This window comes from Salinibacter ruber DSM 13855 (assembly GCF_000013045.1).
Lineage (GTDB): Bacteria > Bacteroidota > Rhodothermia > Rhodothermales > Salinibacteraceae > Salinibacter > Salinibacter ruber.
This window is the reverse complement of the sequence record NC_007677.1, coordinates 1,911,180-1,926,036: the sequence shown is the minus strand read 5'-3', so window position 1 is coordinate 1,926,036 and position 14,857 is coordinate 1,911,180. Positions and strand designations below refer to the sequence as shown.

The 14,857-nt window shown below is 63.7% G+C and carries 10 protein-coding genes and 1 tRNA gene; 7 read left to right on the top strand and 4 right to left on the bottom strand.

The annotated features are described in order from the left end of the window. The 6 genes from alaS (at position 1) to dinB (ending at position 9,180) form a co-directional block, all read left to right on the top strand. Entirely contained in the window at positions 1-2,901 is a 2,901-nt protein-coding gene (gene alaS / locus SRU_RS08155; RefSeq protein ID WP_011404291.1) for an alanine--tRNA ligase, read from the top strand. Between the two features lie 119 nt (positions 2,902-3,020). Continuing rightward, positions 3,021-3,109 (top strand) — tRNA-Ser (locus SRU_RS08150). Positions 3,110-3,800: 691 nt separating this feature from the next. Then, the gene (locus SRU_RS08145) at positions 3,801-4,925 is read left to right on the top strand and encodes a hypothetical protein (RefSeq protein ID WP_237701677.1); all 1,125 of its coding nucleotides are present in this window, start codon (positions 3,801-3,803) and stop codon (positions 4,923-4,925) included. 772 nt (positions 4,926-5,697) lie between these two features. Beyond that, complete coding sequence (locus SRU_RS15500) at positions 5,698-6,042, top strand: hypothetical protein (RefSeq protein ID WP_237701676.1); 345 nt, start codon at positions 5,698-5,700, stop codon at positions 6,040-6,042. 639 nt (positions 6,043-6,681) lie between these two features. Further along, the gene (locus tag SRU_RS08135; protein WP_112904049.1) at positions 6,682-7,536 is read left to right on the top strand and encodes a GIY-YIG nuclease family protein; all 855 of its coding nucleotides are present in this window, start codon (positions 6,682-6,684) and stop codon (positions 7,534-7,536) included. A gap of 522 nt (positions 7,537-8,058) precedes the next feature. After that, the gene (dinB, locus tag SRU_RS08130) at positions 8,059-9,180 is read left to right on the top strand and encodes a DNA polymerase IV (RefSeq protein ID WP_011404287.1); all 1,122 of its coding nucleotides are present in this window, start codon (positions 8,059-8,061) and stop codon (positions 9,178-9,180) included. Positions 9,181-9,193: 13 nt separating this feature from the next. Here dinB and SRU_RS08125 read toward each other — a convergent pair whose 3' ends face one another. Then, a complete protein-coding gene (locus SRU_RS08125) occupies positions 9,194-9,940 on the bottom strand; it encodes a glycerophosphodiester phosphodiesterase family protein (protein WP_237702054.1) in 747 nt (248 codons plus the stop codon). 696 nt (positions 9,941-10,636) lie between these two features. Beyond that, positions 10,637-11,281 (bottom strand): hypothetical protein, encoded by a 645-nt coding sequence (locus SRU_RS08120; protein ID WP_013062027.1) that lies wholly within the window; start codon positions 11,279-11,281, stop codon positions 10,637-10,639. Positions 11,282-11,734: 453 nt separating this feature from the next. Here SRU_RS08120 and SRU_RS08115 point away from each other — a divergent pair, with 453 nt between their 5' ends. Then, complete coding sequence (locus SRU_RS08115) at positions 11,735-12,067, top strand: hypothetical protein (protein ID WP_112904047.1); 333 nt, start codon at positions 11,735-11,737, stop codon at positions 12,065-12,067. 91 nt (positions 12,068-12,158) lie between these two features. Here the strand turns inward: SRU_RS08115 and SRU_RS08110 are convergent, their stop codons facing one another. Together SRU_RS08110 and SRU_RS08105 are read right to left on the bottom strand one after the other, a co-directional pair. Continuing rightward, on the bottom strand, positions 12,159-12,542 hold the full coding sequence (locus SRU_RS08110) for a response regulator (RefSeq protein ID WP_043552317.1): 384 nt from the start codon (positions 12,540-12,542) through the stop codon (positions 12,159-12,161). A 205-nt stretch (positions 12,543-12,747) separates the two neighbouring features. Next, complete coding sequence (locus SRU_RS08105; RefSeq protein ID WP_112904045.1) at positions 12,748-14,853, bottom strand: helix-hairpin-helix domain-containing protein; 2,106 nt, start codon at positions 14,851-14,853, stop codon at positions 12,748-12,750. Positions 14,854-14,857: the final 4 nt, after the last annotated feature.

Here is a 14,857-nt window from a genome sequence, read left to right as displayed (position 1 = left end):
ATGTCCCACGACCCGATGAATCCGCACCTCCAGTCGTCCGCCGACCCGTCCCGCTCCTCCGAAGAGATCCGCCAGGACTTTCTGCAGTTCTTTCAGGCGAAGGGTCACGAGGTTGTCCCCAGTGCGTCCCTCGTACCGGACGGGGATGGGACCCTGCTCTTCACGAACGCCGGCATGAATCAATTCAAGGATGTCTTTCTGGGGACCGGTCAGCGGCCGTACTCCCGGGCCGTCGACACGCAGAAGTGCCTGCGGGTCTCCGGCAAGCACAACGACCTGGAGGAGGTGGGGCACGACACGTACCACCACACCTTCTTCGAGATGCTGGGCAACTGGAGCTTCGGCGACTACTTCAAGGCCGAGGCCATCCGGTGGGCGTGGGAGCTCCTCGTGGAGCGGTGGGGGCTGGCGCCGGACCGACTGTACGCCACGGTGCACGAGGGCGACGATGACTTTGGCCTGTCGGCCGACGCGGAGGCGTACGACCTGTGGCTTTCGGAGACGCCCCTCCCGGAAGAGCGGGTCCTCTACGAACCGTCCAAGGAAAACTTCTGGATGATGGGCGACACTGGCCCCTGCGGTCCGTGCTCGGAACTTCACGTGGACCTCCGCCCCCCCGAGGCCCGACAAGAGACGCCGGGGCGGGAGCTGGTGAACGTCGACCACCCACAGGTGATGGAGCTGTGGAATCTCGTCTTTATCCAGTACAACGCACAGACCGACGGCAGCCTGGAGCCGCTCGACGACCAGCACGTGGATACGGGGATGGGCTTTGAGCGGATGGTGGCCGTGCTGCAGGGCAAGGAATCGACGTACGACACGGACCTCTTCGCGCCGCTCCTGCAGGCCATGGCCGACCGTTCCCCGCGCGAGGAGATTCGGGGCTACGACGATCTGCACATCGAAGACGATGACGAGCACGAGCAGGTGCGAATTGCCCTCCGCGTGGTGGCCGATCACATCCGCGCCATCGCCTTCGCCATCTCCGACGGCGTCATGCCGAGCAACGAGGGGCGGGGATACGTCATCCGCCGCATCCTGCGCCGCGCCGTCCGCTACGGCTACCAGACCCTCGAGCTGGAGGAGCCGTTCCTGCATCGCCTCGTCGACCCGCTGATTGAGAAAATGGGCGGCCCGTTCGACGGGCTCGCCGAGCAGCAGGAGTTCATCGAGCAGGCGATCCGGTCCGAAGAGGAGAGCTTCCTGGAGACCCTGGGCACGGGCATCGAATTCTTCGAGCGCGTGGTGCCCCACGTCACTGGTTTCCAAGACACGGACGGGGAGGAGAGCGATCGTCTTCTCGGCGCGCTTCGAGAGGACGCCCAGGCGATGGATCTGCTGGAGAAGGCCTACGTCGACACCGACGACGAGAACGACATCCTGCACAGCTTCGCCCGTACGGCCCGCGGGGGGACGCTGCCGGGACAGATCGCGTTTCTCCTCCACGACACGTACGGATTCCCGATTGACCTCACGCGGCTCATGGCCCGCGAGCGCGACCTGGACGTGGACATGGAGGGGTACGAAACGCTGATGGACCGGCAGCAGGAGCGTGCACGCGCCGCCTCCGACTTTGCGGTCGATCAGAGCGACGTACAGGCCTGGCAGTCGGTGTCGCCGGGAGAGGCGTCTGTCTTCGTCGGGTACGATCGGGCCGTCGTCCCTGACGCCGAGGTGCGTGCGGTGCGGGTGGTGGAGACCGGTGACACACAGCAGTACGAGGTCGAGCTGAGCCGCACGCCCTTTTACGCCGAGGCGGGGGGACAGGTCGGGGATACCGGCACGCTTCGATTTGGGGACGAGTCGGTGCAGGTGCTCGACACCCAGCGCGAGGGCGAGCGCATCGCGCACACGGTGGACACCCTGCCGGAGCCTCTGGACGGGCCGGTGGAGGCGGCAGTAGATGCGGAGCGCCGCAATCACATTCGTGCCCACCACACGGCCACTCACCTGATGCACGCCGTCCTGCGCGAGACACTGGGGGATCACGTGCAGCAGAAAGGGTCGCTCGTGGCCCCGGACCGACTCCGATTCGACTTTAGCCACTTCGATGCGGTCGACGAGGATACCCTGCGTCACATCGAGCGTCGGGTGAACACCGCGATCCAACAAAACATCCCGAAGCAGGAGGCGCGCGACGTGCCCATCGACGAGGCGCTGGACCGCGGCGCGACGGCCCTGTTCGACGAGCAGTACGGGGACCGGGTGCGCGTCATCACCTTCGACCCGGACTTCTCCATGGAGTTGTGCGGGGGGACCCACGTCGACGCCACCGGTGAGATTGGGCTCTTCCGCTTTCTGTCTGAGGGATCGGTGGCGTCGGGCGTGCGTCGCGTGGAGGCCGTGGCCGGGAAGGCGGCGCTGGAGCACGTGGAGTCTGAGCTGGAGACGCTGACGCGGGCGCGTCGGCAGTTTCGGTCGCTGCATACGTCCCTGCCGGAGGCCATCGCGGAGGTGCAGGAGGAGCGCGACCGCCTGGCGGGCGAGGTCGACCAGCTGCGCCGCGGCCAGCTCTCGGACCAGTTGGACACCTTTATCGCCGAGAACGCAGCCTCAGTGGACGGGATCACGGTGGTCACCGGCCGGCTCGACCGGGCAAGCATGGACGACCTACAGGAACTGGGCCAGCAGTTCCGCGACAAGCTGGGGGAGGGGGCTGTTGGGGTTCTCGGCAGTGTGGGGGAGGACGGAGAGAAGGCGTACGTGGTGGCCACGGTGGCCGATGACCTCGTCGACGACGGGGCGTTGCGGGCCGGAGATCTCGTCGGGACGCTGGGCGACCGACTCGGTGGCGGCGGCGGCGGGCGCCCGTCCCTGGCGTCGGCCGGCGGGCGCGACCCTGAGGCCCTCGACACGGTGCTGGATGGCGTTCCGGCCCTCGTCCGCGATCGCTTGGAGTAGCTTCCGTTTTGGCGCTGTGGGGCGGCCCCCCGGTCCGGTTCACAGTGATTTAGCTGCGAGCGGCGCACGACCAGCGGAACGTGGCCCACGGCACGATGTACGGCATTATCGACATTCACGGTGGGGTGGCAGAGCCTGGTTGAATGCACCGGTCTCGAAAACCGGAGGGCCCTCACGGGTCCCGGGGGTTCAAATCCCTCCCCCACCGCCGACCTACACTTCGAACATCGCCCTTCAGCGTCGCCTGAGGGGCTTTTTAGTTGTGGGGGGCTCGGCCGTCAGGGGACCCCTTTGAACCGGGAAGGACTGCTCCAATGTGATCTATAGTTGAGCAGTCGCCCCATTCTAATGGTTGTTCGCATCCTCCAGTGCGGGCATGACTGTGTGCAGTTCTACGATAAGACCGATCCCCGACCTGCAAAAAGGACCCTGAAAACGAAGAAAAAGCGTGTGGCGTCTCCTGAGCCGAGCGGATCATGTATCACGGGGCCCGTACTGTCCTGTGGGTCGACCTCAGAGCAAATGAGCTCTTCGTGTGGGAGGCCGAGCCGTAGCGGGATGTGCCCACCCCCTCGATGGTGGAGAAAGCGTTTTTAAAATACCGTTCCATCTGCGGTCGAGAAGCCTTCAAGCGTGCGACGAGGTCGTGCGGCTCTTCGTGGACATCCTCAAAGGAAAGGTCCTCAACACCGTACCCGGGCTTGTGTGTCGCGCTTCGATGGGTCACGAATTGGCCCGTTGCGACAGGCACGGTGACTGGGTGTTTTGGCAGGGACGTTAGGCCTGCAGAGCTGACGTGTCTCCGTACATCCCGAGCCCCTCTCGGGCCTTGCCTCAGAAGGACGCTTGGTGTTCGGGTCGGATCTGCCATGCCCTGTGCCATCACGATCTCCAAGCCCATGACCTACACGTCCGCTTCCCACCCTGCAGTCCGTGACGCGAAAACTGCAGCGAGCATCTCTGTACTGCTTGTTGCCGCCCTCTGTCTCGTCCTTGGCGCCTGCAACCCGCAGGAAATGGCCCTTCTCGGGAGTGAGGGCACAAACGAGGTGACAGCCTTCGAGCCTGGTACAGGTACCATCAAAGGAAATGTTGCTATCCCGAACGTAAGTGGGGGGGTTAGTGAAATTCTACTTCGCCGAGATGGTCAGATGGGGTACGTGCGAGGCGAGGTTACGCAGGGACAGACCACCATCCACGTGGTAGACATTGAGTCGCCGCCTGTACTGGAGGGAACGCCCACAACGGTCTCCTACATTGCCACCGACATGGCGGAGGTGAATGCCCTGACGATTGTGAGTGCAGGCCGGGACGCATTAGGATCAAGTGACATCCTGGTCTCGAGCGCAGTGCCTGCGGCTCAGTCGGAGGAGGATGTGCTCAATCTCGGACCGGGGTCTGACGCGACAGTGGACGTGTGCGACGATGAGTCAACGGTGCTTGTCGCGATGAACGGCACAGGAAGCCAGCGGGCAGTGCGCAAGCTCAAGATTGACGACCAGCAGCAGCTCACCGACACGGGGGACTCGTTCCAGACATCTGCTCCCCCTCAAAACGTTCATTGTGCCCCGGGGAGTCAAGCCGGGATCGTTGTCAATGCGCTCGCGAAGGCACAGACGTTCACCACGGCAAACATGAACGTCGTGGACACGCAGAACCTCGCGGCACATGGCGGAGGGACGGCTTCTCTGGGCCATTCTGCCGACTTCAGCTCCGGCGGCAGCGCTGTGTACGTGGTGAGCAGCGTCGGGGACTTTACGGGGAGGGGCCATCTGGAGCGGTTTTCGTTTAATCCGTCGACCGGCGCGCTCGGATCAAGCACGCAAACGATGATCGAACCGGTCACCCGGACGACGGTAGGTCTTGAATTGGTGGGCGTTGGCCCGAACGACAAAACGGTGTACGTGACCGAATGGCCCGACGACCGTGTCCTCGTTCTGGACGCAACCACCCTGTCTCAGCAGAACGTCATCTCCGGTTCTGCCATCAATGCGCCCTTGTCGGTCAACGTCGTAGGCAAGTAGGACGCCTCAGGCATCTGCGACCTGACCAATCAGTAATCGACTCGGAGCATCTCTTCGGCGGCGATTGGTAGGTGACAGAATCGCTCGCGCGCCCTTCCCGAAGTGACGACCGCCGTTGTCGACGATGTTCGAGGCGCCGCACTCTCTGCACCTGCGGGCCCCCTGGGTCATCGGACAGTCCGGACCGGCCGGGCGTGACGCAGTTCAGACAGAGACTGTCACTGCTCTTGAATCGCTGCTGAGAAGAGACTAGATCTTCTGGTACTCCACGCCGGGAGCGATGCAGCTCGTTGTTTGGATTCAGGGGGCCCTCCTCGCCCTTGGCTTAGTGTGAGGGTGGGAACGGAAGATCGGGTGGGGGGGAGCGGTGCACATCGTACGATGAGACGCATGTTAATGACCCCCCCGCTGTAGCGTTTGGCAAGTACGTTCGCCTTCCGTTGGTTAACTGCGCGCACTACGGTCACCACCCTGCATCGTCCCCTTCCAGTCCGGTTGAGAAGGGCCCGGACGGCCTTCTTGTCGTCATGCGGCTTGAAGAACGAGGCGGTGTCCACCTTCACGAAGTACGTCTCAACCTCGTAATCTACTGAATCAGACCCCGTCGCCAGCGTGTCGAGCACCTGCGCCTCGGCGGCCAGTGGCAGGAGCGCCACGGTGAGCACCACGACCGCGGTGCGTGCGCACGTCGGGGGGGCATTCAGTGGGAAGAGTGCAGGAAGCAGCACAGGGGAAAAATGGGCGGGTCTTTTGCTCGAGAGACGGTTTGGCAGTGAGCAACGTGCCTCTTCTGACTGGTCGAGGGAACAGCAAGCCCGTGAGCAACACGACGACTGACCAGTCGTGTCGCCTCCTTGAGGGCCACCCATCACACCGGGAGCTCGATGCTCTCGATGAGCCGGAGTGGGACGTCCCTCTTTTCGCCGGTGGAACCAATCACACGCACCGTCGGCACGGAGGCGGAGCGGTCGTCAACGCGCTGAATCGTCTTCGCGGCGATGACAGTCTCTGGGAGAACCAAAAGGCAGGGACGGGCCTGCCGTTCGAGCTCAAGAAGCTGCTGATACACCTTTGCGTTGGGCTTATTCACGGCGCCTACGGGCTCCGGATGCTTTGACCGACCGACTGTAGATGGACCGACTGTAGATGGCATGCACGCCCCGAGGCGAGTGATCCCGGGTGTTTCTTCTGACGTGTATTCTGTTCACTGGGGGGCACCATTGCGGCAATCGTGTGGCGTGCACTGGACTCGTCGCTACCAGGGGATGACGAGAGTGCCCCCGATTCGGCTCACGACAGCACGTGTGTGACGACGTTTTCCGAACCGGGGTGCCGTTATTGCAAAGTGTAGTTTGGTACTGTAGTTTTTTTCTAAATACACCCCGAGGGCCAGATAAACCTATGTTCGTTATGGGCGCGCCGCCCCCTCTAAGCGCCCGGGTAAAACACAGGGGCCGTTGTTTCTTGTGACTCCGAAATCCGTGGCTTCTTTTCGCGTATGACAACTGGCCCGGGTAGCCGATCACGAAGGGAGTGGCCGTCCCCGGTGGGCCTGTGAAGCTCAATCGACTGTGTCGTCGCCTGCGCACGCACCTGTGTCCAGGTGAACCATCGACCTTCGCTTTCAGCCCACGGAATGCTTCCTGCCCGTTCCCCCGATGAGAACCAAGGGACTGAACGAGAAGTGAATGGGACGGATTCTTGACGGGGCCATTTGCCTGCCGTTGCATTTAACCGCCTGATCTGCTCGCCTCCCATGGATGACGCTCGTCCAAAGACTGTCCAGATCTTTCTTCCCGACGGGAATGCCCAAAGCCTCCGGGTTGCCGAAATCACCAGTCGAACCGTCCAGGCGGTGCAGATTCCCCGCCAGAAGCTCGACGCGGCCGAACGACGCGACGAGGTGCATCGGGTTGGGGTGTACTTTCTGTTTGGGGAGGTGGGGGACGATGCGAGCAAGCCCCCAGCGTACATTGGAGAGGCGGAGAACTGCCTACAGCGGGTCGCTGGGCATCACCGGCGCAAAGACTTCTGGACGACGGCCGTCACCATCACGTCGAAGACCCGCAGTTTCACAAAGGCCCACGCCCGGCGCCTGGAATACGACTGCATCCGGACGGCGCAGAAGGCCCAGCGCTTCCGGCTCCAAAACAGCCAGACGCCCGCGGAGCCGCACATTCCCGAGGCGATGCTCGCAGAGCTTCGGGACAACTTCGGCACCATCGAGACGCTTCTTTCGATGCTTGGCTTTCCGATTCTCAACCCGCTTCCGACCGAGAAGGATACCGGTAGCGGACAGCCCAAATTGTACTGTCAAGGGAACGGCGCGAAGGCCACGGGGGAGTACACCGAAGACGGCCTCGTGGTCTTTGAAGGATCGGCGGCCCGTTTGGAAACGACTCCGTCGGCGCCGGAGGCGATCGAGCAACGGCGAAAGAACCTCCGGGCAGATGGGGTTCTGCAACGCCAGGACGACCGGCTCGTCTTTCGGGAGAATCATGCCTTTAACTCCCCGAGCGCCGCCTCTGGCGTCGTCCTCGGCCGCTCGAGCAATGGATGGAGCGAGTGGACGGACGACGCCGGACGCACGCTCGACCAGCTGGAACGGTAGTCAGAATCGCGGCTCCCGTCGGGCACAGACGGACTCTCAAAGGGGAGACCGTGATAAATGGAAGACCGTGAGGGCGTCACGCTGCGATGGAAGGCGTTCTCAGACCCGTGAGCCACGGACGAATTTGAGGGCCCCCGAAATGACCTACAGGATGCGATCCGTCGTAAGAACCGGCAGTGTCTAAGATAAATCAATTTATCACGCATCAACGGATCGCTTCGTGGATGAAAGGCATCGGTCCGCCGCAGCACTCCCCGCCGTCTCGTTGCAAAAAACGTCTCAGTGGTCCTGAAACGAGGCACGCGTGGTGGAGTGAGAAACCAGGGACAGAGACAGACCAAGCCCCCATTCGCTGGCCCAAGCGAGGGGGCTGAATCCATCGGTCCCGTGATGGACGACCCGTCGGAGAGGTGAGACCCCCGCCGAGCCAGAAGCGGAGCCCGCCGTACATGGCGTCAAACACAGTCCCACCCGAGAGCGCCTTCGGCTGCGCACCCTCCCTCGCTTCCGAATTGATCAACGATGAGCGGCTACGACCCCGACGGCACGTCTGGCAATGACACGGAGAAAGACGCCCGTCGAATCGTCCACGTGGACATGGACGCGTTCTACGCCCAGATCGAGCAACGCGACTTTCCCGACCGGTACGCCGGAAAACCGATTGCGGTCGGGGGCGACCCTCCGAGAGGTGTCGTCCAGACGGCGAGCTACGAGGCCCGGCCCTACGGCGTGCACTCGGCGCAGCCGGCGGTGGAGGCCGACCGGAAGTGCCCCGACCTTATTTTCGTGTCCCCCCGCATGGACGTGTACCAGGAGGAGTCGAAGCGCATTCGAAAGATCCTTCGGCGGTATACCGATCTGGTCGAGCCGCTTTCGCTGGACGAGGCGTACCTGGACGTGACGGAGCCCAAGACGGGGCGCCCGTCGGGCACCTTGATTGCTCGCCGCCTCCGGGCCGAAATCTACGAGGAGACGGGGCTCACCGCCTCTGCGGGGGTGGGGCCCGGCAAGTTTGTCGCGAAAGTAGCCTCCGACCTGGACAAACCGGACGGGCTCACCGTGGTTCGTCCCGACGAGCAGATGGAGTTCATTGCCCAACTGCCGATTGAGAAGTTTCACGGGATCGGGCCGGTCACCGCGGCGAAGATGCAGGAGCTGGGCATTCAGACCGGGGCCGACCTGCAAGAGACCCCGGAGCGAACACTCATCCATCACTTTGGCAAGCGGGGGCGCCACTTTAAGACGCTCGCGGTGGGAACCGATGACCGGCCCGTTCAGCCCGATCGGGACCGCAAGTCCGTGGGGGCCGAACGAACCTTCCCGGAAGACATTGCCCGGGCGGAAACGATGCTGGACCGGCTGTCTCCAATCGCCGAGAGGGTGGCCCAACGTCTTCGACAAGCGAACCGGAAGGGACGAACCGTGACCCTCAAGCTCAAGAGCCACGACCACCAGGTGTCTACCCGACAGACGACGGTAGACCGCCCCCTTCGTGCGGAGGACGCGCTCATGACCATCACGGAACGTCTTCTGCGTCGCCCCCACCCTCCGGACGAGCCGGTTCGGCTTCTGGGGATTAGCGTTTCCTCGCTCACCGACGAGGAGAGGGCGGGCGGGCAGCTGGAATTTGACTTCCGTCCGTAAGGGACAGCCCGGTTCAGTTGGATGTCTGGAGGTCGTAGGTGGCGGCCGCCTGGCTGGCAAGGGCGGTTTCGTCGGTAGAGATCACGTCGACCCCCCGATCAAACAGGCGGTGGTACACGATGAGTCCCTGGCTGCGTGCCTGCTGGTCGGTTTCCCCGAAGGTCCCGACGGAGATTGGAACCTCGTTCTTCGAAAACACCTCGGCGGGGCCGTCGGCAACCGCTCCGATCCCAACCCACCCGAGCAGGCGCGAGGGGTCGACTGCCCGAACCAGGGCGTTGGCCTCCTCGCTGGTTTCCGCCGAGACCGAGAGGATGAGGTTCGGCAGACGCTGGTGATACCACCGGGCGTCCTCCAACGTATAGGTGATGACCAGCGCCTGATCGAGGGCATCGTGTTGTCGGAGGGACGCTGCAACCCGAGAACGGGGCACGTTGTCTTTCACGTCCAGCTGGAGAGCAGTTCGTCCGTCCGCCCAGGCCAGCGCCTCCGGGAGCGTTGGAATCTCGAAATGAGTTGGGGTGCCGCTGTTGGTAACCAGTTGGAGGGAGCGGAGCTCCTCCAGCGTGTGAGCCCGGACGGAGTCCCGTCCCGTCGTTGTCCGGTCGAGGGTCGCGTCGTGCATCAACACGAGCACGCTATCCCTGGTCATCCGCACGTCGGTCTCCAGGAGAGCCGGCCCGTGGGTTAACGCGTGACGGAAGGTTGAGAGCGCATTCTCGGGGAAGCCCGTGTCCGGCCCGCCCCGGTGGGCACTCACCAGGGGATCCGGAGAAGAACGGAGGTGGGCCGCCAGGCTGTCGGCGTGTTGAAAGTCCCGGTAGTTCTCTGGTGCGGGCTCGGCGACCGTTCGTCCGGCTGTCTCCTGCCCAGAGCTTTGGCATCCGCCGAGGGCAAAGGCGCCGAGGAAGCACGTGCAAAGGAGGAGCCACGCCGAGGGGCGTGGCCGAGGAGAATCTCTCACGGTGTAGAGTGGAGTCGCATTTGCGGTACAGAGCCCCCCATTTTCTCAAAAACATGCGTGGTCGCGGCCTCCAACGCGAATCGTGGTGGCATCGGTGCGCGCCAGGACCGGATGGCCGATGGGGCTTGCCCCTTTCACTTCTAGCACTGCGTAGGGACACAGGTCCCTCCCAGAGGCTGTCGTCAACGATTCTTCGGAGAACCGACAGACGGTGTGCGTGGGGGGCTTTGCTTTGTAGGAAGCTCCGCAGTGGAGTTGCCCCTAGGAGCCCGTTCTGATTTTGAACCGACCCGCGAGGACGAGCCCCGATGGGCCGAAAATCGGGCCACGGTCGAGGTGCAGCCTCGGGGCACGAATTACGACAGGTTCTACGCCTCTCGATGGGCCGGATCGCCCACTCTGCCTCGGGTGCGCCCCACGCAGTGGGGGTGGGGCAGGTGGCCCCCCTGTAGAGGAGGGCGATCCCCCGGCGTTCCGAAGAAGGATGCCCGGCTAGTTGCGGGGAATTTGGACACCGGAGGCGGGGCGTGTCGTAACGGAGGGGCGCTGCTGCAGCCAGCGTACGTACCCAAACGACTGGTTGGGGGCAAGGGCGACCGGCAGCGTCTCGTCCAATACGGCGGGGCCGGCCGCCGTGAGCGTGTCCACGAGGCTTGCCACAGGCCCCTCAGCCTCTAGGCAGAAGGTCCAGGCGGTGTCCGTGGCGGCCTCCACGGTCGTCAGTTCGGCGTCAAGGGTCGCTGCGGGGGTGGTGGGCAGGCGTTCCGAGAGGGCAGACTGCTCCTCCGGGGCAAACGACAGTTGGTGGCGCGTCTTCTCCACGGCCACCCACAGGTCTGTGGGATCGTCGTCCCAAACAGCGACCGGCGGGTCGGCCAGATCCAAGGTCCACTTTCCCCACTGTTCGCAGCGTCCACTCGCCGCGTCGCTGAAGGCAGTACTGAGGGGGCCGGCGAGCCGGCGCTTGATCTGGAGCTGTCCGTCTCGCATCTTCAGGTTGAACGCAGGATCCTCTGCGGGGAGGTACAGGTCGGTCTGGGTAGAGGTCTCCACCGCCCCCAGTGCGGCGAACCATTGTCGGAGGGCATCGGGGAGGGGGGCGGAGCCGAACCAGCGGGCTTCGAGGGTGAATGTCATTGGTCAGAACGGACACTGAGTAGAGCGGGAGTGCGGCCGTAGCCGGGGGGGCATTGCAGAGAAGGCCCGAGAGGCACCCATTTTGGTGCCTCGTTTTCGAGTCGGGACAACGCCCTCCGCGCACTGGGGTTCAGACGTCCGAGGGCCGACAATCGATGGATCCCGAATGCATCGTCTTGTCTGGTTCTGGACCGTTGGGTCTTCGACGGCATCTCTCTGGTGGGCCCTCACGGGAGCATCGTTGTGCGGCGTCTGTCTGGCATCGGGCGCGCGTCCCGCGGCGGCGCAATTCGTGGCGAACGGTCCCGGCGACGCGTAAGTGGGGGCAACCGGCCCGAACGAACTTGTGCGGGGTGGGGACGTTCGGGCTACTCCATTGGCTGTTCATCAGTCTACTCCGCCTGTATGGAAACGCTCCGCTGCAAGACGTGTGGATGTGAAAGTCTGCGTCCAATGCAGGTCGTCTTTGAAGAGGAGGATCAGTTCGACAACCCGCTTGGCGAGGAGCAAGAGTCTCGCTTTTATAGCTGCCAGGTTTGTGGTGACAACTGGCTGTCAGTGAAGGAAAAGACGGCCGACGGCGAGTGCACCATTACGTTTGTTCACCAGATGGAGACCGCTCCCGTTCTCAAGCGTGTGGCTCACATGTCGAACGCGGTCGTCATCTCCGACGAGAGCGTCGACGAGTGGGAGTACTTCAAGGGAGACAAGCCGGTCGACGAAGCCGAGTGGGAGGCCCTGCTCTCGGACCGACGCGATACGCTCAAGGCCACGTGCGTGAATTAGAACTGTCGACGCTCATCGGGATGTATGTTCGGGCCGCCCAGTCGAGCCCAGGGCTTCTGGCCCTGGGCTTTTTCTGTACCCCGGATGAGAACTACGCCGGATTTAGGGTGCTTTCGATCGCTTCCGTAAGGTCGTCTCGGGTGAAGGGCTTGCTGACGTACTCGTCGAAGCCTTTTTCGAGAAAGTCCTCGCGGTCGCCCGGCATGGCGTAGGCCGTAAGCGCGATTGCGGGAACCTGGCCCATGCCGTCACGCTCCCGGATGAGGTGAAGCAGATCCGTCCCGGTCTGGTCCTCACTGAGGTTGATGTCGAGGAGCAGGACCTCAAAGGGCGTTTCTTCTACGGCAGCAAGGGCCGCCTCGACGCCGGCTACTACTTCGGTTTCGTAGGATCCCTTGAGCAGGTGCTCCAACAAGAGTTGGGTCTCTGAGTTGTCCTCTACGGCCAGAATGCGGGGAGTCTCCGATGAAGTCATAGATCGAAGGGTGGGGGGTGAGAACTGAGAAAAACGACGAGGGCTTGGGGACGCCGTCTGCGGGCTCAAGCCGATACTGATACGGGCGAGGTGGTTGCCAAAATCACGAAGCAAATGCGTGCGTAGGGGCATTGGATCCATGCAATTCCCTTCCACATCAATCACCATGCCAGGCTTCAAACAAGTTTCGGTAATTCCCGACGCGTTACGGGGTCCAATGAACTTGAAGTCGGACTTCGCGACGCCGGGATCCCTCGGTCTGGTTCAGGCCAGAGCCAATCGTCGTTCGATTGTCGTAGCGGGTAACCCCGTATTTCGCCTCAAGGGCCAATGAGGAGAACGGTTCGTACCGCACGAGGGCGTAGGCCCGTCGGCCTCGGTCAAAGAAAACGGGGGCCGAAAAGCTGTATCTCAGATCATGTTCGTAGGCGTAAATGCGAGCCGGAAACCCGTCCGTATCGAAGAATGCGATTCGCACATCGGCGGTGAGGGTGGGATGGGGGCTCCAACGAAGGCCCTGAGACAAAAAGAACCCGTTCGAACGTGCGTCCGGGGTTGTGTGCAGGGACAGCTCGAGGCGTGTCCGGACGGTCAGGGCGTCGCTGAACAGGTATTCGGTATGCCACCGTGTCGAGTACCGGCGTTTTCGCTGCAGGCCTTCGAGGGACCGACCGGCACGGCGGTACTCCGTCCCCTCGTCCTCGTCTTGTACGCGAACCTGAACGTAACTGGAAAGCCAGGGACGGGGGGCATAGTCAAGAACCACACGCGCCTCCCATCCGGTGGAGGGACGGGGCACATTGAACTGGAGCCAGGGAGCACGGTACTGATCGAGGTACGCCCCGACGCTCCACTTTGGGGCCAGCTGGAGTTGCAGGCCCGTGTAGACGCCCATTTCGTTCTGGGGCCGGCTTCCGTCCCCGAAGGCGTTGCCGTAGAACGACGCAAAGTCGGGCGGGTACCGACGCCCCACCACGACCGCCTCGGCGTAGTCCCCGTCCAGTGCGGCGCCCAGCAGGCCGCCGAACGAGCCGCGGGGCGAACGCGCAACGTCCCCGAACACGGTGTAGTCCCCGAGGAAAACAGTGCCGTACCCCCCAAGCATCGACGTTCCGTCGCCCGTCACTCGGAACCGCCGATAGGGCCGGTCCCCGGGCCGGAGCGGTCGTGAAAAGCGGGCCCGATAGCCCGTGACCCCGAGGTGGAGCCCGGCCCGTCGGTACGCCAGTGCGCCGCCGAGGGTCGTTTCGCCGAAGGTGCCCTTGCGCGCAAGCTCACTGGGGGTGCGGTGTTGCCCGCCGCCGGACACGGTGCGGACCGGAAGCGGGCCGGTGCCCCCGGCAGAGGAGGAGTCGACCGACGCGTCCCGGCGTCGACGAGAGGCGAACGCAGTGAGGGACAGTTCGCCGGGCAGCCCGATGGTGGCCGCCGCGCCACGAAAGAACGAGGTCTCCGAGGCCGAGTGGTAGGGGCGGACGCCGCGGCCGCGCTTGTGGGCCGGAGCGATTGGGTCGCGTCCCTTTCCGAACCGAAGCCCCTGCCAGAGGGCGACGCCCTGCCCAAACTGGGCCGTGAAGTCGCCGAGAACGAGCGTTTCGAGGCGGCCGAGGTCGCGGAGGGCAAGACTTCCGGTGATGTGGTCGAACCCATAGGTTTGGGTCTGGGGGGACCACCGGAGCGGCTCACCGGGATCCTTGTCGAGCGTCAGTGCAAGCTGAAGGCGACGCTCGTGGGCCAGCTGGAGACGGGTCGTAAGACGCCCAGGCGGTCCGAGAAATCGATCCTCACGAAACCCGCGTCCCAGATCGAGGCGCCGCGTATATCGCTGGGTGAGACGGACGCGAAGATTTGACGTGATTGTGCGGATCGGAGGAAAGATCGACCGGGAGGCCGTCTCCTCGAGTTGCAGGAAGGGCCGAACGGACTGAACCGCTGCGGGTCCGATGCCGTCGACGGCCCGCAGGTCTTCCACCGCGGTGAAGGGGCCGTTGTCGGTTCGGTACTGCACGATGCGGTGGGCGTCTCTCGACGTTAGGCGGGGCAGCATCGAGAGATCGGCGACGGAGGCCCGGTTCAGTGCGAGGGGCTGTGCCTTCAGATTGGCGAGTTGCTCGGCCGCCAGGGTGGCCGTGCGGTCCGTGGTGCTGAGTGCGTCCAGGATGGGCTCCAGGCGTGGGCCGAGGTTCGTGGTGTCGGTGTGTAGTGTGTCCGGGCGCGTCTGGGCGGTTGTAGGGAGCGGCCCCGTAAAGACGGCGAGCAGACCGATCAGGACGGGCAGGGCACGTTGAGGGACGAGGCGTATCGGAGACATGGAA